Annotated in this window: 18 protein-coding genes; 4 read left to right on the top strand and 14 right to left on the bottom strand. The window is 69.6% G+C overall.

Annotated elements, in window-relative coordinates:
* Window positions 1–26 precede the first annotated feature (26 nt).
* Window positions 27–1,697, top strand: a complete 1,671-nt coding sequence (locus ACIBN2_RS06090; protein ID WP_399132984.1) for an ATP-binding protein — start codon at window positions 27–29, stop codon at window positions 1,695–1,697.
* Window positions 1,694–2,374 carry a response regulator gene (locus ACIBN2_RS06085; protein ID WP_399132982.1) on the top strand — a complete coding sequence of 227 codons (681 nt, stop codon included), beginning with the start codon at window positions 1,694–1,696 and terminating at the stop codon, window positions 2,372–2,374. The genes ACIBN2_RS06090 and ACIBN2_RS06085 overlap by 4 nt, the downstream gene beginning before the upstream one ends.
* 53 nt (window positions 2,375–2,427) lie before the next feature.
* On the opposite strand, the gene ACIBN2_RS06080 is transcribed toward ACIBN2_RS06085, so the two are convergent.
* The 3 genes from ACIBN2_RS06080 to ACIBN2_RS06070 are packed head-to-tail and all read right to left on the bottom strand — an operon-like array spanning window position 2,428 to window position 5,217.
* Window positions 2,428–3,489: an ABC transporter substrate-binding protein gene (locus ACIBN2_RS06080; protein ID WP_399132981.1), complete on the bottom strand. Its 1,062-nt coding sequence runs from the start codon at window positions 3,487–3,489 to the stop codon at window positions 2,428–2,430.
* A gap of 59 nt (window positions 3,490–3,548) precedes the next feature.
* The gene (locus ACIBN2_RS06075) at window positions 3,549–4,412 is read right to left on the bottom strand and encodes an ABC transporter permease (protein ID WP_399132980.1); all 864 of its coding nucleotides are present in this window, start codon (window positions 4,410–4,412) and stop codon (window positions 3,549–3,551) included.
* Window positions 4,402–5,217: an ABC transporter ATP-binding protein gene (locus ACIBN2_RS06070; protein ID WP_399132979.1), complete on the bottom strand. Its 816-nt coding sequence runs from the start codon at window positions 5,215–5,217 to the stop codon at window positions 4,402–4,404. The genes ACIBN2_RS06075 and ACIBN2_RS06070 overlap by 11 nt, the downstream gene beginning before the upstream one ends.
* Before the next feature lie 161 nt (window positions 5,218–5,378).
* Here ACIBN2_RS06070 and ACIBN2_RS06065 point away from each other — a divergent pair, with 161 nt between their 5' ends.
* The gene (locus ACIBN2_RS06065; protein WP_399132978.1) at window positions 5,379–6,071 is read left to right on the top strand and encodes a response regulator; all 693 of its coding nucleotides are present in this window, start codon (window positions 5,379–5,381) and stop codon (window positions 6,069–6,071) included.
* Window positions 6,072–6,205: 134 nt separating this feature from the next.
* On the opposite strand, the gene ACIBN2_RS06060 is transcribed toward ACIBN2_RS06065, so the two are convergent.
* The 6 genes from ACIBN2_RS06060 to ACIBN2_RS06035 all read right to left on the bottom strand — a co-directional run bounded on the left by ACIBN2_RS06060 (window position 6,206) and on the right by ACIBN2_RS06035 (window position 13,122).
* Window positions 6,206–7,798: a cation acetate symporter gene (locus ACIBN2_RS06060; protein WP_399132977.1), complete on the bottom strand. Its 1,593-nt coding sequence runs from the start codon at window positions 7,796–7,798 to the stop codon at window positions 6,206–6,208.
* The gene (locus ACIBN2_RS06055) at window positions 7,795–8,355 is read right to left on the bottom strand and encodes a DUF485 domain-containing protein (protein ID WP_399132976.1); all 561 of its coding nucleotides are present in this window, start codon (window positions 8,353–8,355) and stop codon (window positions 7,795–7,797) included. The genes ACIBN2_RS06060 and ACIBN2_RS06055 overlap by 4 nt, the downstream gene beginning before the upstream one ends.
* A 68-nt stretch (window positions 8,356–8,423) precedes the next feature.
* Complete coding sequence (locus ACIBN2_RS06050; RefSeq protein ID WP_399132975.1) at window positions 8,424–9,113, bottom strand: response regulator; 690 nt, start codon at window positions 9,111–9,113, stop codon at window positions 8,424–8,426.
* Window positions 9,110–10,261: a sensor histidine kinase gene (locus ACIBN2_RS06045; protein ID WP_399132974.1), complete on the bottom strand. Its 1,152-nt coding sequence runs from the start codon at window positions 10,259–10,261 to the stop codon at window positions 9,110–9,112. The genes ACIBN2_RS06050 and ACIBN2_RS06045 overlap by 4 nt, the downstream gene beginning before the upstream one ends.
* A complete protein-coding gene (locus tag ACIBN2_RS06040) occupies window positions 10,258–10,782 on the bottom strand; it encodes a DUF1453 domain-containing protein (RefSeq protein ID WP_399132973.1) in 525 nt (174 codons plus the stop codon). Before ACIBN2_RS06040 ends, ACIBN2_RS06045 begins: the two co-directional genes overlap by 4 nt.
* A 216-nt stretch (window positions 10,783–10,998) precedes the next feature.
* A complete protein-coding gene (locus tag ACIBN2_RS06035; RefSeq protein ID WP_399132972.1) occupies window positions 10,999–13,122 on the bottom strand; it encodes a type IIA DNA topoisomerase subunit B in 2,124 nt (707 codons plus the stop codon).
* Between the two features lie 444 nt (window positions 13,123–13,566).
* Between ACIBN2_RS06035 and ACIBN2_RS06030 the strand changes: the two genes are divergently transcribed.
* Window positions 13,567–13,797 (top strand): hypothetical protein, encoded by a 231-nt coding sequence (locus tag ACIBN2_RS06030; protein WP_030790025.1) that lies wholly within the window; start codon window positions 13,567–13,569, stop codon window positions 13,795–13,797.
* 105 nt (window positions 13,798–13,902) lie between these two features.
* Here ACIBN2_RS06030 and ACIBN2_RS06025 read toward each other — a convergent pair whose 3' ends face one another.
* The 5 genes from ACIBN2_RS06025 to ACIBN2_RS06005 all read right to left on the bottom strand — a co-directional run bounded on the left by ACIBN2_RS06025 (window position 13,903) and on the right by ACIBN2_RS06005 (window position 20,744).
* Window positions 13,903–14,769: a serine protease gene (locus ACIBN2_RS06025; protein WP_399132971.1), complete on the bottom strand. Its 867-nt coding sequence runs from the start codon at window positions 14,767–14,769 to the stop codon at window positions 13,903–13,905.
* A 134-nt stretch (window positions 14,770–14,903) separates the two neighbouring features.
* The gene (locus ACIBN2_RS06020; RefSeq protein WP_399132970.1) at window positions 14,904–16,436 is read right to left on the bottom strand and encodes an RNA polymerase sigma factor; all 1,533 of its coding nucleotides are present in this window, start codon (window positions 16,434–16,436) and stop codon (window positions 14,904–14,906) included.
* A 428-nt stretch (window positions 16,437–16,864) separates the two neighbouring features.
* Complete coding sequence (locus tag ACIBN2_RS06015; RefSeq protein WP_399132969.1) at window positions 16,865–17,752, bottom strand: FadR/GntR family transcriptional regulator; 888 nt, start codon at window positions 17,750–17,752, stop codon at window positions 16,865–16,867.
* 162 nt (window positions 17,753–17,914) lie between these two features.
* The gene (locus tag ACIBN2_RS06010) at window positions 17,915–19,855 is read right to left on the bottom strand and encodes an ATP-binding cassette domain-containing protein (RefSeq protein WP_399132968.1); all 1,941 of its coding nucleotides are present in this window, start codon (window positions 19,853–19,855) and stop codon (window positions 17,915–17,917) included.
* A 130-nt stretch (window positions 19,856–19,985) separates the two neighbouring features.
* The gene (locus ACIBN2_RS06005; protein WP_399132967.1) at window positions 19,986–20,744 is read right to left on the bottom strand and encodes an NUDIX domain-containing protein; all 759 of its coding nucleotides are present in this window, start codon (window positions 20,742–20,744) and stop codon (window positions 19,986–19,988) included.
* Between the last annotated feature and the right edge of the window lie 94 nt (window positions 20,745–20,838).

Below are 20,838 nucleotides of genomic sequence, written 5' to 3'. Positions count from 1 at the left end.
CGGCCGGTCCACGTACCGTCGTGGTCATGAGTCCCACTCCCCCCGCACGCCGTCTGCGCCTCGGTCTGCCGAAACGGGTGTTCTCGCAGGTACTGCTGATGCAGTTGGTGATCGCCGCGGGGGTCGCGGTGCTCGCGACGGGACTCTTCCTCGCCCCTCTGAGCAAGCAGCTGGACCAGGAGGCGATGCGCCGGGCCCTGGCCATCGCGGAGACCACGGCCCAGGACCCGCAGGTCGCGGAGGGGGTGCTGACCACCTCGCCGACACGGAACGGTCCGGTGCAGAAGGAAGCGGAGCGGATCCGGCGGGCCACGCACGCCGAGTACATCGTGGTCCTGAACCGGCACTGGATCCGCTGGTCGCACCCCACCCCGAGCGAGATCGGCCACCGCGTCTCCACCGATCCCCGCGACGCCCTGGGCGGCAAGGAGGTCATGGAGATCGACCGGGGCACCCTGGGCCGCTCGGCCCGAGGCAAGGTGCCTCTCAGGGACTCCGACGGCAGGATCATCGGTGCGGTGTCGGTCGGGATCAAGTACGACAGCGTGCGGGCCGAGCTCATCGGCGCCATCCCCGAGCTGCTCGCCTATGCCGGCGGCGCCCTGGCCGTCGGTGCGCTGGCCGCCTGGCTGATCTCGCGGCGGGTCCAGCGGCAGACCCGCGACCTGGCCTTCTCGGACATCTCGGCCCTGCTCTCGGAGCGTGAGGCGATGCTGCACGGTATCCGCGAGGGTGTCGTCGCGCTGGACCCCTCCGGGCGCATCCGCCTCCTCAACGACGAGGCGCACCGTCTGCTGAGCATCGACGACGAGGTCATCGGCCGGTCTCCCGAGGAGGCGCTCGGCGATGGACGTACCGCCGACATCCTGGGCGGCCGGGTGACGGGCACCGACCTGCTCACCGTCCGCGGCCAGCGCGTGCTCGTAGCCAACCGCATGCCCACCGACGACGGCGGCGCGGTGGCCACCCTGCGCGACCGCACCGAACTGGAGCAGCTCGGCCGGGAGCTCGACTCCACGCGCGGCCTGATCGACGCCCTGCGCGCACAGGACCACGAGCACGCCAACCGCATGCACACGCTCCTGGGTCTGCTCGAACTGGAGATGTACGACGACGCCGTGGACTTCGTCGGAGAGGTGGTCGGCGACCACCGGGCCACCGCGGAGCAGGTCACGGAGAAGATCCATGACCCACTGCTCGCCGCCCTGCTGGTGGGCAAGGCGACGGTCGCCGCCGAGCGCGGCGTCGCCCTGTGGGTCTCGGACCGAACGTGGCTCCCGAACCGGCTGATCGATCCCCGCGGGCTCGTCACGGTCGTCGGGAACCTGGTGGACAACGCGCTCGACGCGGTCGCGGGCACCCTCCACGCGCGCGTGGAGATCGAGTTGCGCGCCGAAGGGCGTACGGCCGTCCTCAGGGTGCGCGACACGGGCCCCGGGATCCCGGAGGAACAGCGCGAGTTGGTCTTCACCGACGGATGGTCCACGAAGGAGCAGCCGGCCCACCGCAGGCGTGGCATCGGGCTCTCGCTGGTGCGCAGGCTCGCCGAACGGCAAGGCGGCAGCGCCTCGGTCGGCGAAGCCCACGGCGGCGGCGCGGAGTTCACGATCGTCCTCCCGGAGGCGCTCACCGACCCGGCGCCGGAGCCGGCCCTGACCGTACCCGCGGAGACGACCGTCCAGGAGGAGTCGCGATGATCGAGGTCCTGGTCGTGGATGACGACACCAGGGTTGCGGCCGTCAACGCCGCCTACGTCGAGAAGGTGGCGGGCTTCCACGTCGCCGGTGAGGCGCACAGCGCCGCCGAGGCGCTGCGTCAGCTGGAGTCGCTGGCCCAACTCGACCTGGTCCTCATGGACCACTATCTGCCGGACGAGACGGGCCTGTCGGTGGTGCGGGAGATGCGACGCCGCGGCCACCAGACGGATGTGATCATGGTGACGGCGGCACGCGACGTGGCAACCGTGCAGGCCGCGATGCGGCACGGTGCGCTGCAGTACCTGGTCAAGCCGTTCGCCTTCGCGGGACTGCGCACCAAGCTGGAGGCGTACGCGAAGCTGCGCCGCACGCTCGACGGCGGCGGCGAGGCAGAGCAGGCTGAGGTGGACCGCATCTTCGGGGCCCTGTCCGCCACTTCGGAGCCTGGGCTGCCCAAGGGCCACTCCCCCACCACCGCGGAGCTGGTGCGCCAGTCCCTGATGAACGCCGAAGGCCCGCTGTCGGCACAGGAGATCGCCGAGCGGACCGGGGTGAGCCGCCAGACCGCCCAGCGCTATCTGAAGCTCCTGGAGCGCACCGGACGGGCCCGGCTCACCCTGAAATACGGCGACGCGGGCCGCCCTGAACACCGTTACGTGTGGGCGACCCGCGCCTGAGGCACGGCCTGTGGGGGCGGGGGAAGGGGCCGTACCCCTTCATACATACGGACTCAGCCCTTGGCCTTCTCCACGAACTCCGTAGTGAACGTCTTGCTCAGATCCACCTTGGCGTTCTTGATGTTGGGGTTGAACGCCTTGAGCACCTTCTCGACGGTCTCGGGGCCGTTGCTGGGCATGACGCCGTCCTTGGTGAACATCGGCAGCGTGCTCTCGATGGCGGCGGCGTAGAGGAGCTTGTTGCCCTGGGAGTAGTCGGCGGGCATCTTGGCGGCGATCTGCGAAGAGCTGTGGGTGGACATCCACTTGAGCGTCTTGACGAATGCATTGGCCAACTTCTGGACGGTGTCCTTGTGACTGTTGACCCAGTCCGTCTGCATGTACAGGCTTGACGACGGGTAAGGACCGCCGAGCGCCTCCTGGGACCCCTCCGGGGTCCGCATGTCGAGCAGGACCTTGCCTGCCTTCTTGTCGAGGATCGTGGCGACGGTCGGGTCGGTCGTCATGCCGCCGTCGATGGAGCCCTTCTGGAGCGCGGAGATGAAGGTCGGTCCCGCTCCGACGGCGACCGGCGTGAACTCGTTGACGTTCACGCCGTTCTTGACGGCGAGGTACTTGGTCAGGAAGTCGGTCGACGACCCGAGCCCGGTGATGCCGAGCTTCTTGCCCTTGAAGTCCTTGGGCGACTTGATGTCTCCCGCCGCCTTGTTGGAGACGATCTCCACCTCGCCGGGCGCCTGCGAGAACTGCACGACGGACTCGACGGCCTTGCCCTTGGTCTGCAGGTCGAGGGTGTGGTCGTAGAAGCCGACGGCCCCCTGGACCTGCCCGGAGACGAGCGCGGTCTCGGCCTGGACACCGGCCGGCTCGCTCAGCAGTTCCACGTCGAGGCCCTCGGCGTCGAAGTAGCCGAGCCGCTGGGTGAGCATCGCCGGCATGTAGATGACCTTGTCCAGGCCACCGACCATGATCTTGACCTTCGTACCCTTGCCGTCCCCCTTGCTGCCGGAGCCGGTGGAGGCGGTGCTGGCCGCGTCGTTGGCACAGGCGGTGAGGGAGGAGGCGGCGAGCAGACCGGCGGCGGCCAGGGTGGAGTATCTGACGGACTTGCGCATGGCGGTTCACGTCCTTGTGAGAGGGCGGTGCAGGAAGAAGTGGGGGCTGGGGGGCCGGTTCAGCTGTCGGAACCCGACGGCTTCCAGCGGAAGATGCGGCGCTCGGCGAAGGTCAGCAGCCCCTCGGCGGCGAGTGCCACGACGGCGAGGATGACCATCGCCGCGTACACACCGGCCGTGTTGAAGGTGCCCTGCGACTGCGCGATGAGCAGGCCGACACCCTTGGTCGCGCCGATGTACTCGCCGACGATCGCGCCGATCAGGGCGAAGCCGAAGCTGACGTGGAGGCTGGTGAAGATCCACGAGGTGGCGGAGGGGATGACCACCTGGAGCGTCACGCGCCGGTTGCTCGCGCCGAGGATCCGGGCATTGGCGACGAGGTTGCGGTCGACCTCGCGGGCGCCCTGGAAGGCGTTGAAGAAGACGGGGAAGAAGACCAGGACGACGGCCGAGGCGACCTTGGAGGCCGGGCCGAGCCCGAACCAGATCACGAAGATCGGGGCGAGGACGATCCTGGGTATCGAGTTGAGCACCTTGATGTATGGACCAAGGACATCGGCGAGGAAGGTGATCCGCCCGAGGATGATGCCGAACACGACACCGGCGATCACACCGAGCACCCAGCCGAGCAGCGCCTCGTACAGCGTGTACCAGATCTGCTCGCCCAGGGATCCGATGGCGGTCCCGTGCGTCAGCCAGGTCCAGATCTGGTCCCAGATCTTCGACGGCATCGAGAAGTTGAACGGGTCGATGACCTTGGCCCGGGAGAGCGCCTCCCACAGTCCGAGGACGGCGACCAGGAGCAGGACGCGGGCGGCGGTGACGACGATCTTGCGTTTGCGGGCGGCACGCGCGCGTGTCTGTGTGCGGTCCGGCGCCTTGACCGTGTCGACGACCGGCGTGCTGAGAACCTCAGGCGACATTGGCGGCACCCCTCTCACGGGTGATCCGGACCTCTTCGCCCAGGGACTCCCAGATCTCGCGGTAGATCTCGATGAAGCGCGGCTCGAGACGCACGGACTCGACCTTGCGCGGACGCGGCAGGTCTATGTCGAAGACGTGCTTGACGGTGGCGGGACCGGCGGTCATCACGACGACCTTGTCGGCGAGCGCGATCGACTCCTCCAGGTCGTGCGTGACGAACACGACGGAGGCGCCCGTGCCCGACCACAGCTCCAGCAGCTCGTCCGACATCAGCGCCCGGGTCTGCACGTCGAGCGCCGAGAAGGGCTCGTCCATCAGCAGGATCTCGGGGTCGTTGACGAAGGTCGCGGCGAGCGCCACGCGCTTGCGCTGGCCGCCGGAGAGCTGGTGCGGGTAGCGGTCCTCGAAGGCCGCCAGCCCGACCCGGGCCAGCCACTCGCGCGCCTTCTCCTTCGCCTCCGCCTTGGGCACACCGCGAAAACGCGGGCCCGCCATGACGTTGGACAGGACCGTGCGCCAGGGGAAGGTGGCGTCCTGCTGGAAGACGAAACCGACCTTGTCGCCGACGCCCTCGACCGGCTCCCCGGCGACCAGGACCTCGCCCTCGGTGGGCTCCTCCAAGCCGCTGACCAGGGTCAGCGTGGTCGACTTGCCGCAGCCCGTGGGGCCGACGACCGCCACGAACTCGCCGCGCCCGACCGTGAGGTCCAGCTCCCTGACGGCCGTGTGCAGACCCCCCGACGGGGTCTTGAAGATCTTGCTCGCGCCCCGTAGCTGGATGGCGGGGCTGGTGTCTGCGCTCATGGCCGGGGACGGTAGATGTGGTCCGGGCCACAGCAGCAGCCTTGTGGGCGCATGCCGTTCTTTTGCTCGCAACAGCCTGTTGTGCTCATTTTGCTCGCGCTAGAACTGCGGAGCCGAAACACAGGCGAAACGTTCGCCAGGCCTTGACAGAAAGAGGCCCGATGATTGACGTCCTGGTCGTGGACGACGACTTCCGCGTCGCTGAGATCAACGCCAAGTACGTGGGAAAGGTTCCCGGCTTCCGGGTGGCCGACCGCGCACACAGTGCTGCTCAGGCGCTGGCCAGCGTGCAGCGCGGGGGTATCGACCTCGTCCTGCTCGACCACTACCTGCCCGACCGCACGGGGCTCGAACTCGTCCAGCGCATGCGGGAACAGGGCCTCGGCACGGACGTCATCATGATCACGGCGGCCAGCGACGTGGGCACCGTGCAGGCCGCGATGCGCGTCGGCGCACTGCACTATCTGGTCAAGCCGTTCACCTTCGCCGCCCTGCGCACCCGCCTCGACTCGTACGCCGCCCTGCGCCGCACCGTCGACCGGGTCGGCGGCCGCGGCATCGCCGGCCAGGACCAGGTGGACCGGATCTTCGGCGCGCTGCGCACCGCCCCGGCCGCCTCGTCACCGGGCCTGCCCAGCGGGCACACGGAGCCGACGAGCGACCTGATCTGCCATGTCCTGCACGACGCCGACCACCCGCTCTCGGCCCACGAGGTGGCCGCGGAGACAGGCCTGAGCCGCTCCACGGCGCAGCGCTACCTACGGCACCTCGAACAGGCCGGCCGCCTCCGCCTCTCCCTCAAGTACGGCGACACGGGGAGACCGGAGCACCTGTACGCATGGGTGGCGCCGTAGCCCGCACACCGCACCGTGCGCCGTACGAGGCTGAGAAATCGCCGCGTGAGGCGATGAGCCATGTCTTACGGCGGTGAGCCGTGCCCTACGGTCGGCGGTGCCCCGTGTCCCACGGCGTTGAGAAGCAGCCGTTCCTACGCGGCCCCCGCCCCCGTCAGCGACCGCACCTCGGTCTCCGCGTGCTTGGCCTCGTCCGGAGTCTCGGAGGAGGTGACCGTGCCGAGCCAGCCCGCGAGGAAGCCTGCCGGGATCGACACGAGACCGGGGTTCTGGAGCGGGAAGTACTGGAAGTCGACGCCGGGGAAGAGCGATTCCGGACTGCCGGAGACCACCGGTGACAGCACGACGAGGACCAGCGCGGGGATCAGCCCGCCGTAGACGGCCCACACCGCACCGCGGGTGGTGAAGCCGCGCCAGAACAGCGAGTAGAGCAGCGCGGGGAGGTTCGCCGATGCGGCGACCGCGAAGGCGAGGCCGACCAGGAAGGCGACGTTGAGGTCACGGGCCAGCAGGCCGAGGGCGATGGCGACCACGCCGATGCCGACCGAGGCGACGCGTGCCACGGCCACCTCGCTGCGCTGCTTCGCACGGCCGCGCCGCAGGGACGCGTACAGGTCGTGCGCCACGGACGCCGAGGAAGCGAGCGTGATGCCGGCGACCACCGCGAGGATCGTGGCGAAGGCGACGGCGGCGACGACCGCGAACAGAACCGTTCCTCCGGTGGAGTTGGCGCCGCCGCCCAGGTCGAGCGCCAGGAGCGGGATCGCCGTGTTGCCTGCCGCGTTCGCCCCGCGGATCGCCTCGGGGCCGACGATCGCCGCCGCGCCGAAGCCGAGGACGAACGTCATCAGGTAGAAGCCGCCGATGAGCCCGATCGACCAGAGCACCGAGCGCCGTGCTGCCCGGGCGGTGGGCACGGTGTAGAAGCGGGACAGGATGTGCGGCAGCCCCGCCGTGCCCAGCACCAGGGCGAGACCGAGGCTGATGAAGTCGAAGCGGGCGGTCCAGTCGCCGCCGTACTTCAGCCCCGGTGCCAGGAACGCGTCGCCGTGGCCGCTGCGTTCGGCGGCCGTCAGCAGCAGCCGGTCGACATCGCCGTGGAACCGCAGCAGGACGAGCACGGTCAGGGCAACCGTACCGGCGAGCAGCAGGACCGCCTTGACGATCTGGATCCAGGTGGTGGCCCGCATCCCGCCCAGCGACACATAGATCACCATGAGCGCGCCGACGCCGATGACGGTCCAGGCCCGCGCCGCCGGGCTCGTCCCGCCGAGCAGCAGCGCGACCAGGCTCCCCGCCCCGACCATCTGCGCCACCAGATAGAGAACGGACACGGTGACCGACGAAGTTCCCGCCGCGATCCGCACGGGCCGCTCACTCATCCGCGCCGCGACCACGTCGGCCAGGGTGAACCGCCCGCAGTTGCGCACCAGTTCGGCGACCAGGAAGAGCACGACCAGCCAGGCGACCTGGAATCCGACCGCGTACAGCAGCCCGTCGTACCCGAACAGCGCGATGAGGCCCGTCAGGCCCAGGAAGGAGGCGGCCGACATGTAGTCGCCCGCGATGGCAAATCCATTCTCCATGGGTGAGAAGAGACGCCCACCCGCGTAGAACTCCTCCGCGGAGCCCTGCCGGTTACGACCGACCCAGGTGGTGATCGCCAGTGTGACCACGATGAACGCGCTGAACAGGCAGAGTGCCAGCGTCTGATGGTTGCCCGTCACGACACCCCGCCCTGCATCCCGCGCGTCAGCTCCTGTGTGTCCCACCGCAGTTCGAGGGCCGCCCGGTCCCTGCGCAGCCGCGCATGCCGGGCGTAGGCCCAGGCGAACAGGAACGTCGTGAGGAACTGCGCGAGCCCCGCGAGCATCGCCACATTCACGGAGCCGGCCACGGGACGTGCCATCAGCCCGGGGGCGGTCGTGGCCGTCACGACGTATCCGACGTACCAGACGAAGAACACGGCGACCCCGGGCACCACGAACCTGCGGTACGCACTGCGCACCTCCTGGAACGCCGCGCTGCGCTGCACCTCGAGGTAGACGCCGGCCGCGGTCTCGTCCTCGCTCGCGCGACGCGCGGGAACATCCTTCGGCACAGGAGCCCGTCCGCCCGGGCCGTCCGACTCGCCCCAGCCGGAGGCGAGCGCGTCGTACCAGGGGTCGTCGTACCTCACACGCCCGGACGCCTCGGCAGGCGACGGATCGTGTCCCTCACGGTGCTCGGCCGCACCATCGGCGCCACCCCCGCCTACGCGGGGACGGCTGTTGCTTGACTGCATGCCCAAGGATGGACAGAACGGGAAGATCCCCGACCTTCTTCCCCGCGCTCTTCACCCCATCAGGTGACTCACCCCGCCGGCGGTCTCGCCAGCCCTTTCGCATACGCGTAACGCACCGCCTGAGCACGGTCCTTGAGCCCGGTCTTCGCGAAGAGGTTGTTGATGTGAGTCTTCACCGTCGCTGTCGAGACATGCAGCTTGCGGGCGATCTCCTGATTGCTGAGGCCCTCGGCGATCAGGAGCAGCACCTCGCTCTCGCGCGCGGTGAGCCCGTCCGGCGGCTCGGTCGCGGCCACCGGCTGGAGCTCCGGTGCCGGGTCCGACAGCCTCTCCAGCAGCCGCCGTTGGATGCTCGGCGACAGACCCGCGTCCCCGGAAAGCACGCTCTGCACGGCCCGTACGATCTCGTCCCCGCCCGCGTCCTTGGTGAGATAGCCCCGTGCGCCGGCCCGCAACGCCGGGAACAAGGACTCGTCGTCCGCGTACGTCGTGAGCACCACGACCTGAGTACCGGGATGCTCGGCGCGAATCCGCCGGGTCGCCTCCACGCCGTCGCAGCGGGGCATCCGCAGGTCCATCAGCACCACGTCCGGGGCGAGTTCGGCGACGAGCCGCACCGCCTCGTCCCCGTCCCCCGCCGCGCCGATCACCTCGATCCCGGGCAGCAGGCCCAGCAGCATCACGATCCCCTCACGCACGACCGTCTGGTCGTCCGCGACCACCACCCGCGCAGGCCGCTTCCCGGCCGCTTCCGTCATGCGGGCACCTTCAGCGTCACCACGAACCCCTCCTCGTCCGGCCCGGCCTCCAGCGAGCCACCCAGCAGCTCGGCCCGCTCCCGCATGCCGAGCAGACCGTACCCGGCGCCCGACCCGGCGAGCTCGCCCGGCGAGCCGCCGGAATCCCTCACGTCCAGCGTCACCTGCTGGTCGGTGTAGTCCAGCCGTACCTGCACCTTGGCCCCCGGCGCGTGCTTGCGGACGTTCGTCAGGGCTTCCTGCGCAACCCTGCGCACGGCTTGCGAGGCCTCGGCCGGCAGCTGTCTGCGCTCACCCGTAATGGTGACCTCGGCGCCCGCCGTCGTACCGGCGAGCTGCGAGAGGAACTCCTCCAGCGGCGTCAGCTCTCCGCGCAGCGCGGACAGCGCCTGCCGCGTCTCGTCGAGACCGTCGCGCGCCATGCCCCGCGCCGCCACCACCCGGTCCAGGATCTGCTCCCGGCCGGCACCCCGCTCGATCAGCAGCCGCGCCGCCTCCAGGTGCACGAGCTGTGCGGAGAGGCTGTGCGCGAGCACGTCGTGGATCTCCCGTGCGATCCGGGCCCGCTCCGCCAGTGCCGCCGACTCCGCCTCGGCGGCCCGGGCGGCCCGCTCCTGGGCGAGCAGCCGCTGGGCATTGCCCCGCGCCTCGGCGTCGAGCCGCAGCACGTATCCGGCCAGGGCGAGACCTCCCGTGGTGGCCGCCGTGGTCAGCCACACGTCGTTGTTCACCGCGGCGTACGAGGACAGGGCGACCGAGGCCATCGGCAGGGCGACCGCCAGCGGCAGCCGCTCGAGAGCGGTGACGGCGCAGCCGCACCAGAGGACGAGGGCGGGCCCCTGGAATCCCCCGGCCTGGGCCGCCACGGCCAGCCCCAGCAGCAGGAGCATGCAGGCCAGGGACGGCCACAACCTGTGCTGCAGGGTGGTGCGGTAGAAGGCCCAGGCGAGGAACGCGGCGACGACCACGCCCACGCCGCCGGCGACCAGTACCCAGCCGTGGACCCGGCTGCTGTGGAAGGCGGCCCACAGCAGGAAGCCGAGGGCGGCCAGCCGCACGACCCAGGCGATCATGCGCCGCGGCTGTGACGTGCCTGCCCGCCCCAGCGCCTCCCTCGAGGGCCAGCGTGTCCAGACGTTCTCCGTCACACGCGCTCCTTCCGCGCGGAGCGGACCATGGGGTCACCGTACGCCGCGGTGGAACCCGCGGCCGGGGCTACGGTCTGGGCCCGCCATATGAGGATTCCCGAGCGGACCAGGAGGGTGGCCGCGAGGGCGACGAGCAGGGCGGCGCTGTCCTGGTGGACGCCCACGGCCGCACCGAGCGCGTAGAGACCGACGCGCAGGGCGATGCCGATGACCCAGACGGTCACGCTCGCCTTGGTGCTCTTGCTCCACACCGAGCCGTCGGGCTGCGCCCATATCCGGGTGGTCCAGGCCCAGCCGGCTCCGGTGGCGAGGCCGATGAGCAGTTCGGCGCCGAGCAGGACGGCCGACGCGGTGCGGTGATGGACGTCCAGGATTCCTGGCTCGCGCAGCGCGACGACGGCGAGAATCAGGGGCACGAGCCACCAGCGCCTCCCGGCGCCTATCTGCTGCGCGCGGAACTGCCGGACGATCACTACGACGACCACGGCCGCGATCATCAGCGCGTTGACGAGCCCGGACATCACTGCCTCCGTGAGCGAAGAAGGGATTCGCGGCAGCGAGTGCTGCCGACGCCTTCGACGCTACGGAGATCCGCAGGTCAGCAAATCGGAGCCGGGGTGGATCGTGGGTGGAACCGGTGACCGCCGTCGGCTCCACCCATGGGTGGAGCCGACGTACGACACCGCTGGTACCGGCCGGGGCCGACCATGCCGGACCGGCCGGGCCGGGCACAGCGCCTACGCGTCGATGCGCGACCGATCCAGCGTCGCCGCCGAGCTGGAGATGAACTCCTTGCGCGGCGCGACGTCGTTGCCCATCAGCAGATCGAAGACGGACTCGGCCGAGTCGAGGTCGGAGAGGTTGATCCGGCGCAGGGTCCGGTGGCGCGGGTCCATCGTCGTCTCGGCCAGCTGATCGGCGTCCATCTCGCCGAGGCCCTTGTAGCGCTGGATGGAGTCCTTGTACCGGATTCCCTTGCTCTGGAACTCCAGCAGCTTGTCGCGCAGTTCCCGGTCCGAGTACGTGTAGACGTACTTGTCCTGGCCCTTCTTCGGCTGGACGATCTCGATGCGGTGCAGCGGCGGCACAGCGGCGAAGACCCGGCCCGCCTCGACCATGGGCCGCATGTAGCGGTGGAACAGCGTCAGCAGCAGAGTGCGGATGTGTGAGCCGTCGACGTCGGCGTCGGTCATCATGATGATCTTGCCGTAGCGGGCCGCGTCGATGTCGAACGTCCGGCCCGAACCGGCCCCTATGACCTGGATGATCGCGCCGCACTCGGCGTTCTTGAGCATGTCGGTCACGGACGACTTCTGGACGTTGAGGATCTTGCCGCGGATCGGCAGCAGCGCCTGGAACTCGGAGTTCCGGGCGAGCTTCGCCGTGCCGAGCGCGGAGTCTCCCTCGACGATGAACAGCTCGCTGCGGTCCACGTCGTCGCTGCGGCAGTCCGCGAGCTTCGCCGGCAGCGACGAGGACTCCAGGGCCGTCTTCCGGCGCTGCGCGTCCTTGTGCTGGCGGGCGGCGATGCGCGTACGAGCGGCGGCGACCGCCTTCTCCATGACGACACGCGCCTGCGCGGCGGCGTCCCGCTTGGTGGAGGTCAGGAACGCCTTGAGCTCCTTGGAGATCACACCGTTCACGATGCGCCGGGCCGCGGAGGTGCCGAGGACCTCCTTGGTCTGGCCCTCGAACTGCGGCTCGGCCAGACGCACCGTGACGACCGCGGTGAGACCCTCCAGGGCGTCGTCCTTGACGATGTCGTCCTCGGCGACGCGCAGCATCTTCTTGGCGCGCAGGACCTCGTTGATCGTGCTGGTCACGGCCGTCTCGAAGCCCGCGACGTGGGTGCCGCCCTTGGGGGTGGCGATGATGTTCACGAACGACCTGAGGGTCGTGTCGTACCCCGTACCCCAGCGCAGCGCGACGTCGACCTCGAGTTCCCGGGTGACCTGGGTGGGCGTCATCTGCCCGTGCTCGTCCAGGACGGGGACCGTCTCCCTGAAGGTGCCCTGGCCGGACAGGCGCAGGACGTCGCAGACGGGCTTGTCGCTCGCCAGGTACTCGCAGAACTCGCTGATGCCGCCGTCGAAGCGGAACGACTCCTCGCCCTTGCTGCCGCCCTCACCGAGGCCGAGCTCGTCACGGACAACGATCGTCAGGCCGGGCACCAGGAACGCCGTCTGACGGGCGCGCTGGTGCAGCGTCTGCAGGGAGAGCTTGGCCTCCTTGAGGAAGATCTGGCGGTCGGCCCAGTAACGCGTGCGCGTGCCGGAGCGGGTCTTGGGGATCTTCTTGACCTTGCGCAGGCCGCTCTTCGCCTCGAACTTGGCGTTGTCGCCGTCCGCGGCGAACGCACCGGGGACACCACGCCGGAAGCTGACCGCATGGGTGTGCCCGTCCCGGTCCACCTCCATGTCCAGGCGGGCCGAGAGGGCGTTCACCACGGAGGCGCCCACCCCGTGCAGACCGCCGGAGGCGGCGTAGGAGCCGCCGCCGAACTTGCCGCCGGCGTGCAGCTTGGTCATGACGACCTCGACGCCGGACAGGCCGGTCTTGGGCTCGACGTCGACCGGGATACCCCGGCCGTTGTCCCGCACCTCCACCGAGCCGTCGTCGTGGAGGATCACGTCGATGTGGTCGCAGTAGCCCCCGAGGGCCTCGTCCACGGAGTTGTCGATGATCTCCCAGAGGCAGTGCATCAGGCCACGGCTGTCGGTGGACCCGATGTACATGCCCGGGCGCTTCCGCACGGCCTCGAGCCCCTCGAGGACGAGCAGGTGCCGCGCGGTGTAGTTGGAACCGTCCCGGTCTGCTCCTGCCAGCAGCGCTGTGGACGGCACGGACGTCTCGGCGGTCACGCGGTTCGCTCCTCGCTGAATTTCAGGTGGGGCCCTGGTGGGTAAGGGCGCGGCTTCGGTAGCCGTCAAGAGGGTACCGAGCCCTGGTAGAGCCGTTGTAACGCCACCCTCGGGCTGAAGTTAAGAGTAGACCAGTATCGCATACGTGTTCGATCCCTCGATGGGGTGAAGTACATATCACGTTCCCTTCCAGGCATGAACCATTTAGGCTCCGGGCACGTCCTCATGAACAACCGGCAACCCAGCCGGGAGGGCTAGACCATGACAAACCGCGCGAAACCGTAAGACACGACTGACACGCAATACGGCACATTCGCCGCCAACCGCCAGCAGACAGCCGTCCTCGAAGATTTTTTTCGAGGAGAAGCCCGGGGCGGGAACGTTTTGGGGCTGGTTGGATGTTGACCCTGGTACGACAGCTCGTCGAGCTAGAGAAGAGGCGACGTGACTACTGTTCTGACCCCCGCGAGCCCGCTGACGGCCGCTGACCGGTGCGACCGCTGCGGCGCACAGGCCTACGTGCGCGTTGTCCTGCTCAGCGGCGGAGAGCTGCTCTTCTGCGCCCACCACGGTCGCAAGTTCGAGCCGGAACTCAAGAAGATCGCCGCTGAGATACAGGACGAGACGGAGCGGCTCACGACCGTTCCGGCATCCGCCTCTGAAGAAGAGCGCTGACACCTCGCATCCACGACGAGCCAGATCCGGCACAGGCCGGGACACGGGCGGCGCAGCCCCTGCTTCCAGGGACTGCGCCGCCCGTGCTCGTGTCTGAAACGCCGCTCAGGCTCCCTCAGCGGCCCCGCCGGGCCCGCTCGCCGCGACACTCCGCCCCTGCGCCCGTACGACCTCAGAGACGCGCGTGTAGACGCCGGGATTCTTCGCACGGCCGCAGCCGCTCCCCCAGGACACGAGCCCGATCAGCTTCCCCTGGGCGACCAGGGGGCCACCGCTGTCCCCCTGGCACGCGTCGTGGCCGCCGCCCGTCTCCCCGGCACACAGCATGCTCCCGGCCAGGTAGGCGCCTTCGGCACTGCCCGGATACGCCTGCCGGCAGCGGGTGTCGGACAGCACGTGCACGCGTGTCGCCCGCAGACTGCGCGCGTAGTCGCCGCCGCCGGTGAGATCTCCCCACCCGGAGACCATGGCGCCCGTGCCCGGCTTGTAGGCGGGATCGCCGGCGGCCGCCATCCCGATCACCGAACTCTGCGGCAGCGGATCGGCGAGGGTGAGCAGAGCGAAGTCACCGGCGTTTGTGCCGCTGTCGTAGTCCGGGTTCACCCGGACCGCGCGCACCGGGATCTCCTGGCCGCGGTGCGAGAGCAGGTCCGTACGGTTCGCGATGACCTTCAGGTCGCTGACGCGCTTCGGCGACGCCCCCAGGACGTCCTCACCCATGCAGTGGGCGGCCGTGAGCACGGTCGTACGGGCGATGGCCACGCCGCCGCAGAACTGCCCGGCCCGCGTACCCCCGAACCGGTCACGGCTGGCCAGCGCCACCGTCCACGGGCTCTCGGACACATCGATGGGGAAACTCCCTATGACAACGCTGTCGGCGGCCGCAGGGGCGGCGGACAGCAAAGGTATTGCGGTCGCTGCAGCCGCAAGAGCCAGCGGCCGGGCGAGTGCCTGGACAAAGAGTCGACGCATGCAGGCTCCTTACTCCGGGTTGATCCTGGGAGACCCAGAGTCATCCAGCCCGCGGCAGCCCGCACCTGCGGGACGACACGAAAGGCCCGGTCCTCCTGGGGAGAACCGGGCCTTCGGTGTCGTACGACCGTGACTCAGTCGAGGTAGTCGCGCAGCACCTGCGAACGCGACGGGTGGCGCAGCTTCGACATGGTCTTGGACTCGATCTGGCGGATGCGCTCGCGCGTCACGCCGTACACCTTGCCGATCTCGTCGAGGGTCTTCGGCTGACCGTCGGTGAGACCGAACCGCATGGAGACGACACCGGCCTCGCGCTCGGACAGGGTGTCCAGAACCGAGTGGAGCTGCTCCTGCAGGAGCGTGAAGCTGACGGCGTCGGCCGGGACGACGGCCTCGGAGTCCTCGATGAGGTCACCGAACTCGCTGTCGCCGTCCTCGCCCAGGGGGGTGTGCAGGGAGATGGGCTCACGGCCGTACTTCTGGACCTCGATGACCTTCTCCGGGGTCATGTCGAGTTCCTTGGCCAGCTCCTCCGGAGTGGGCTCGCGGCCCAGGTCCTGGAGCATCTGGCGCTGCACGCGCGCGAGCTTGTTGATGACCTCGACCATGTGCACCGGGATACGGATGGTGCGGGCCTGGTCGGCCATGGCGCGGGTGATCGCCTGACGGATCCACCAGGTGGCGTACGTGGAGAACTTGTAGCCCTTGGTGTAGTCGAACTTCTCGACCGCGCGGATCAGACCGAGGTTGCCCTCCTGGATGAGGTCCAGGAAGAGCATGCCGCGGCCGGTGTAACGCTTGGCCAGGGAGACCACCAGACGGAGGTTGGCCTCCAGGAGGTGGTTCTTGGCGCGGCGGCCGTCCTCGGCGATGATCTCGAGCTCACGCTTGAGCTTCGGCGCCAGCTTGTCGGCGTTGGCCAGCTTGTCCTCGGCGAACAGGCCCGCCTCGATGCGCTTGGCGAGCTCGACCTCCTGCTCGGCGTTGAGCAGCGGGACCTTGCCGATCTGCTTGAGGTAGTCCTTGACCGGGTCGGCCGTGGCGCCCGCGGCTGCGACCTGCTGGGCCGGCGCGTCGTCCTCGTCCTCGTCGGAGAGTACGAAGCCGGCGCTCTCGGCGCCCTCGGGCTCGTCGGCACCCTTGGGGGTCTCCTCGGCCGTCTCTTCCTCGACGGCCTCGGCGTCGTCCTTCTTCGCGCCGGTCTTCTTGGCCGCCGTCTTCTTGGCGACCGTCTTCTTCGCGGCTGCCGGCTTCTTGGCGGCGACCGCCTTCTTCGCAGCGACCGTCTTGGGGTCGTCCTCGACCGGCGTGTCGACGGCGGGCGGCGTCTCCGGGGCGGCGGCGGTGGCCTTCTTGGCCGTCGCCGTCTTCGCCGCGACCGTCTTGGTGGCGGTGCGCTTGGCCGGACTCTTCGCTGCGACGCTCTTTCGGGTGCGCTTGGGCTCCGCGGCACTGACCATCAGCGTCACACCCTCTTCCTCGAGGATCTGGTTGAGGCTGCGCAGTACGTTCTTCCACTGAGTGGCCGGAATCTGGTCAGCTTCGAAGGCCCGACGCACATCGTCGCCGGCGATCTGCCCCTCAGCCTTTCCCCGCTCAATAAGAGCCATGACAGAGACGGACTCGGCGATCTCCGGCGGGAGCGTACGGGATGTGCTGGCCGACACGAACAACCTCTCGGAACGTTGGAAAACGGCTTCCGGCCCCGTCCACGGCGGACAGGGGCCGACCGTCGGCTTTGGGGATCGGGCCGACGGCGCGGGCGGGGGCCGGGAAGATGCACAGCGCCGCAAGCGGCGTCCGTATTCCCTCCTCGGTAGTCACCTCTTAGGTCATCGCGCTGTTTCCACGAGTGTTACGCCCAATCTACGTGGCCCGAGTCACAGCCCGTAAGCGCTCAAAAGCGGACGGATACGCACAGAAGAGGTCGTCCCGGGGCCGGATTGCTGCATTGCCAGAGTCTCGCTGCCCGTCACGCCGTCGGACCCGGCAGGATCTCGCGGATCCTGCCGGGTCCGACGGAGGCGGTTCGGCGGCCGTGCGATGCCACAGGGGGAAGAAGACATCTCCCGGCCGCGCCGCCCGCGAGGTGAGGTCAGTGTTCGCGCGGCGCGGGGACGACGCGCTCCACCTCGGGATGAACGGTCAGCAGTTGGCGCATGGCCGACTCGGCTCCCGCGCCGTCCCCGGTCGCGATTGCATCGACGATCCGGCCGTGGTGCCCCAGCGACGTCTCGTTGGGCCGGTCACAGCCGGTGACCGGACCGCCGGACACCTGGAGGGCGGCGGTGACGATCCCGGAGAGGTGGTCCAGCATCCGGTTGCCCGCGACCTGGATCAGCAGGGAGTGGAACTCACTGTCGGCACGGGAGAAGGTGATCGCGTCACCCTGCCCCATGGCGTGCCCCATGATCTCCACCATGTCGACGAGCCGCTGCTGGACCTCCTCGCGCCCGTGCCCCGCGGCGAGGCGGGCGGCGAGCGGTTCGATCGTCCAGCGCAGTTCGCTCAGCTCGCGGCGCTGGTCGTCACGCTGCGGTCCGAAGGCGCGCCATTCGATGATGTCCGGGTCGAGGAGGTTCCAGTCGCTGACGGGTCGCACGCGCGTGCCGACGTTCGGGCGGGCACTCACCAGGCCCTTGGCCTCGAGGACGCGGAGCGACTCACGGACAACGGTGCGGGAGACCTCGAAACGCTGCCCGATCTCCTCGGGCACCAGCGGACGGTCGGCGCCCAGATCACCGGAAACGATCATCTGGCCAAGCTGCTGCACGAGTTGGCCGTGGAGCCCGCGTCCGCGGCTGCCTGCGGCACGTCGGCCCACGCGGCCCAGCTCGGGTTCCGCGCCCTCCCAGGCAGGAGCTCCGACACGGTCGACCATGGGGGTCTCCGCGTAGGGATAGCGGTCGAGTTCGCCCGGGCCGGCGAGACCGGAGTCTGCGGAGCGGGCGGCGGTCATCATGGTGTGCGCAAGGGTACTCACGGAACTTTTGTCGGCGCCCTTCCCAACTCCCTTGAGGGCTTTGGTGAAAAGCACACGAAAGGGTGATCGCTCACTTCGCCTCAATTGACGCCTTATCGGAAAGAAATCGGCTTCCCTCCGGGAGTTGTGCACAGGGTGGGAGCGTATGTGTACGGACGGTCGTCATCGAGCCCGGCTGCGCAACGTGGTGAGCAGATATGCGCAGAGCAGAGCGGTGAGCGACAACGTCAGGGCACCTCCGACAGGTTGGGCGATCACCCGTGCCACGGCGTACAGATAGCGCTCACCCCCGAAGGGCCACTGCGCCATGAGCACCTCCCGAAGCCGCAGCGGAAATCCGGCCGCCGTACGAACCGACGATCCCACCAAGGCCTTTTGTACGAGCGGAACGACGGCCACCGGTACCGCGAGCACGGCCGCAAGTCCCGCAGTTGTGGACCGGAAAACACCCGCGGCCAATACCCCGGCCCAAGCACATCCGACGACCAGCCCGAGCCAATTCGCGCTCAGCGACAACCAGTCCGCGGGAACTTGCGTGAGCTCCCGTCCGTAGACGATGTAGAGCATTTCGGCGTCGCAGCCAAGCGTGGTGAAGGCCAGCATCAGTGCGGTGGCCGTGGCGACGAAGAGTTTCGCGGCGAGCAGCCCCAGCCGGCGGGGCACGGTGCCGCGGTCCGCCGCCAGCGCGGGGTGGCGGAACTCATCGCCGAAGGCCAGCGCACCGAGAAGTCCCGCACCGAGCGCGGCGGGCGGCAGCGGCAGTTCCCGCGGCCACGCGGCCAGCAACCGCGCCTGTGGGGTGTGCCCGGTCCGGGCCAGGAGGACGGCGGTGAGGGCGGATACGACGAGCACGGCCGCGGCGGTGAGGAAACCGGTGCCGATACCGGTTGCGCGACGGATTTCGTAGCGCAGGGGGCGGAGGGGGGAGGGGGCGGGGCGGGGGGAGATGGGCGGGGGAAGGTGAGAAGCGTCGTCGCCCTGAGCCGGGCCAAGCGCTTCGGGATGCGCTCGGCGGGAAGAGCCGGCCGGATTCGTGGAATGCGGCTCCGCGTTTGCCGGATGGGGCTCGTCGACCAGGGCCGGGCCAGATGGCGTCGTGCCGGCGTCCCGGTCCACGTGCACGTGGGGCATCTCCGCACGCGCCTGCGGCTCCTCGACGGTGACCGACTGCCGGACGAGGGTGTCCGTGACGGTGACCGGCTGCCGGACGAGGGTGTCCGTCGCCCCGGGCCCCATGTCTCCCACCTCGTCTGCCAGTTGATGCACGAGGACGCCGTGCCGGAAGGCCGTCTCGCCGATGTCCGCGCAGCTACTGCCGTACACGGAGAGACGGTTGCCGCCCTCGCGCACGACCTCGACGGAACGCTGTGCACCGCGGGCCTCCTTGGTGAGGAGGGCGGCGAGGCGCGGGGCATGCGGGCTGCGGACGGCGACGCGAGGGCGCAGCCGGGTACGGGCGAAGTCGCCGGCGTCCTGGTCGGCGACGAGTCTGCCCTGCTCCAGCGTGACGACCCGGTCGGCGCTGCGGGCTGCCTCTTTTGGATCGGCCGTGGTGAGCAGGACCGTGCCGCCCCGGGCCGCGTGCGCGTGCAGCATGCCGTACAGCCAGCGGGTCTCGCGGGCGGAGAGGCCGTCGGCGGGTTCGTCGAGTACGAGGGTGTGCGGATCGGGCAGGAGGGCACAGGCCAGCCCGAGGCGGCGGTCCATGCCGCGTGACAGTGTGCCGAGGCGCTCGTCACGCAGTGCGGCAAGACCCACCGCCTCGATGATCTCGTCGGCACGGCGGACGGTGACTCCCGCTGCGGCGCAGAGCATGCGGAGGTGACCGCGGACGCTGCGGGACGGATGCCCCGGCACGTCCCCCAGGAGCACACCGACTTCCCGCGACGGATGCGCGATCCGGTGCAGGGGCCGACCCCTGAAGTAGGTGATGCCGCGGCCCTGTTGGAGTTCGAGCATGAGTCTGAGGGACGTCGTCTTACCCGCCCCCGGCGCACCGAGCAACGCGGTCATGCGGCCCGAGTGCGCGTCGAAGGACACGTCGTCGACGGCGCACGGAAGCCCCTTGCGGGTAATGCTGGTCAACCCGAAGACCTGGATCACGGCAGCAAGATAGCGCGCTATGTCCTGTTTTACGTGGATCGCTCGCCCACTCGGCAGTCCGTGACAGGACCGCTCGGACGCTGTTCGCCGCTCTCCGCCGAAGCCGCAGCGCCGAGTTCGGACTCCGCCGTCACACTTCGGGGCGCAGCATCGGGGGGTTGAGCAGCGTGGCGCCGCCCGCCCGGAACAACTGCGCCGGGCGTCCGCCCTGACGCGTGGTGGTCCCGCCAGTGGGGACCAGGAAGCCCGGTGTGCCCGTGACCTTGCGGTGGAAATTGCGCGGGTCGAGGGCCACGCCCCACACCGCCTCGTAGACCCGGCGCAGCTCGCCGACGGTGAACTCGGTGGGGCAGAACGCCGTGGCGAGCGAGGAGTACTCGATCTTGGACCGGGCGCGCTCCACACCGTCGGACAGAATCTGGGCGTGATCGAAGGCGAGCGGTGCCACCGGTTCGCTGTCACGGCCGTAACCGCCCTGCTGCAGCAGTTCCTCGACCGGCGCCCAGCGTGCGTTGCTGGCGTCTCCACCCGCGCGGGGTGCGGGCAGGTCGGGAGCGAGCGCCAGGTGGGCGACGCTCACGACGCGCATGCGCGGGTCCCGCTTGGGGTCGCCGTAGGTGGCGAGCTGCTCCAGGTGAGCGCCGTTGTCCTGAGCGGGGACGGACGGCTCATGGGCGCGCAGCCCGGTCTCCTCGGCCAGCTCACGGGCGGCGGCCTGCGACAGGTCTTCGTCGGCCCGTACGAAGCCGCCGGGGAGCGCCCAGCGCCCCTGAAACGGTGGTTCGCCCCGGCGTACCGCCAACGCGCACAGGGCATGACGGCGCACGGTCAGCACGACCAGGTCCACGGTGACGGCGAAGGGCGGAAATGCTGACGGGTCGTAGGGCATGCGGCGATCATAGTCGTCTGCTTGACGATAAACACTCCCTTCGCCGGTCGCTTCGGTGGCTGATCCACATCGGTCCGATATACGCCCCACACGG

Source organism: Streptomyces sp. NPDC050534, assembly GCF_044457745.1.
Classification (GTDB): Bacteria; Actinomycetota; Actinomycetes; order Streptomycetales; family Streptomycetaceae; genus Streptomyces.
Note: the sequence above shows the minus strand (reverse complement) of the source record. Positions and strands in the feature narration are given on the sequence as shown.

What these genes read in the sequence shown, in the direction of transcription:
- ACIBN2_RS06090 (WP_399132984.1), top strand. Translation starts at nt 27, where the DNA reads ATGAGTCCCACTCCCCCCGCACGCCGTCTGCGCCTCGGTCTGCCGAAA.
- ACIBN2_RS06085 (WP_399132982.1), top strand. Translation starts at nt 1,694, where the DNA reads ATGATCGAGGTCCTGGTCGTGGATGACGACACCAGGGTTGCGGCCGTC.
- ACIBN2_RS06080 (WP_399132981.1), bottom strand. Translation starts at nt 3,489, where the DNA reads ATGCGCAAGTCCGTCAGATACTCCACCCTGGCCGCCGCCGGTCTGCTC.
- ACIBN2_RS06075 (WP_399132980.1), bottom strand. Translation starts at nt 4,412, where the DNA reads ATGTCGCCTGAGGTTCTCAGCACGCCGGTCGTCGACACGGTCAAGGCG.
- ACIBN2_RS06070 (WP_399132979.1), bottom strand. Translation starts at nt 5,217, where the DNA reads ATGAGCGCAGACACCAGCCCCGCCATCCAGCTACGGGGCGCGAGCAAG.
- ACIBN2_RS06065 (WP_399132978.1), top strand. Translation starts at nt 5,379, where the DNA reads ATGATTGACGTCCTGGTCGTGGACGACGACTTCCGCGTCGCTGAGATC.
- ACIBN2_RS06055 (WP_399132976.1), bottom strand. Translation starts at nt 8,355, where the DNA reads ATGCAGTCAAGCAACAGCCGTCCCCGCGTAGGCGGGGGTGGCGCCGAT.
- ACIBN2_RS06050 (WP_399132975.1), bottom strand. Translation starts at nt 9,113, where the DNA reads ATGACGGAAGCGGCCGGGAAGCGGCCTGCGCGGGTGGTGGTCGCGGAC.
- ACIBN2_RS06040 (WP_399132973.1), bottom strand. Translation starts at nt 10,782, where the DNA reads ATGTCCGGGCTCGTCAACGCGCTGATGATCGCGGCCGTGGTCGTCGTA.
- ACIBN2_RS06025 (WP_399132971.1), bottom strand. Translation starts at nt 14,769, where the DNA reads ATGCGTCGACTCTTTGTCCAGGCACTCGCCCGGCCGCTGGCTCTTGCG.
- ACIBN2_RS06005 (WP_399132967.1), bottom strand. Translation starts at nt 20,744, where the DNA reads ATGCCCTACGACCCGTCAGCATTTCCGCCCTTCGCCGTCACCGTGGAC.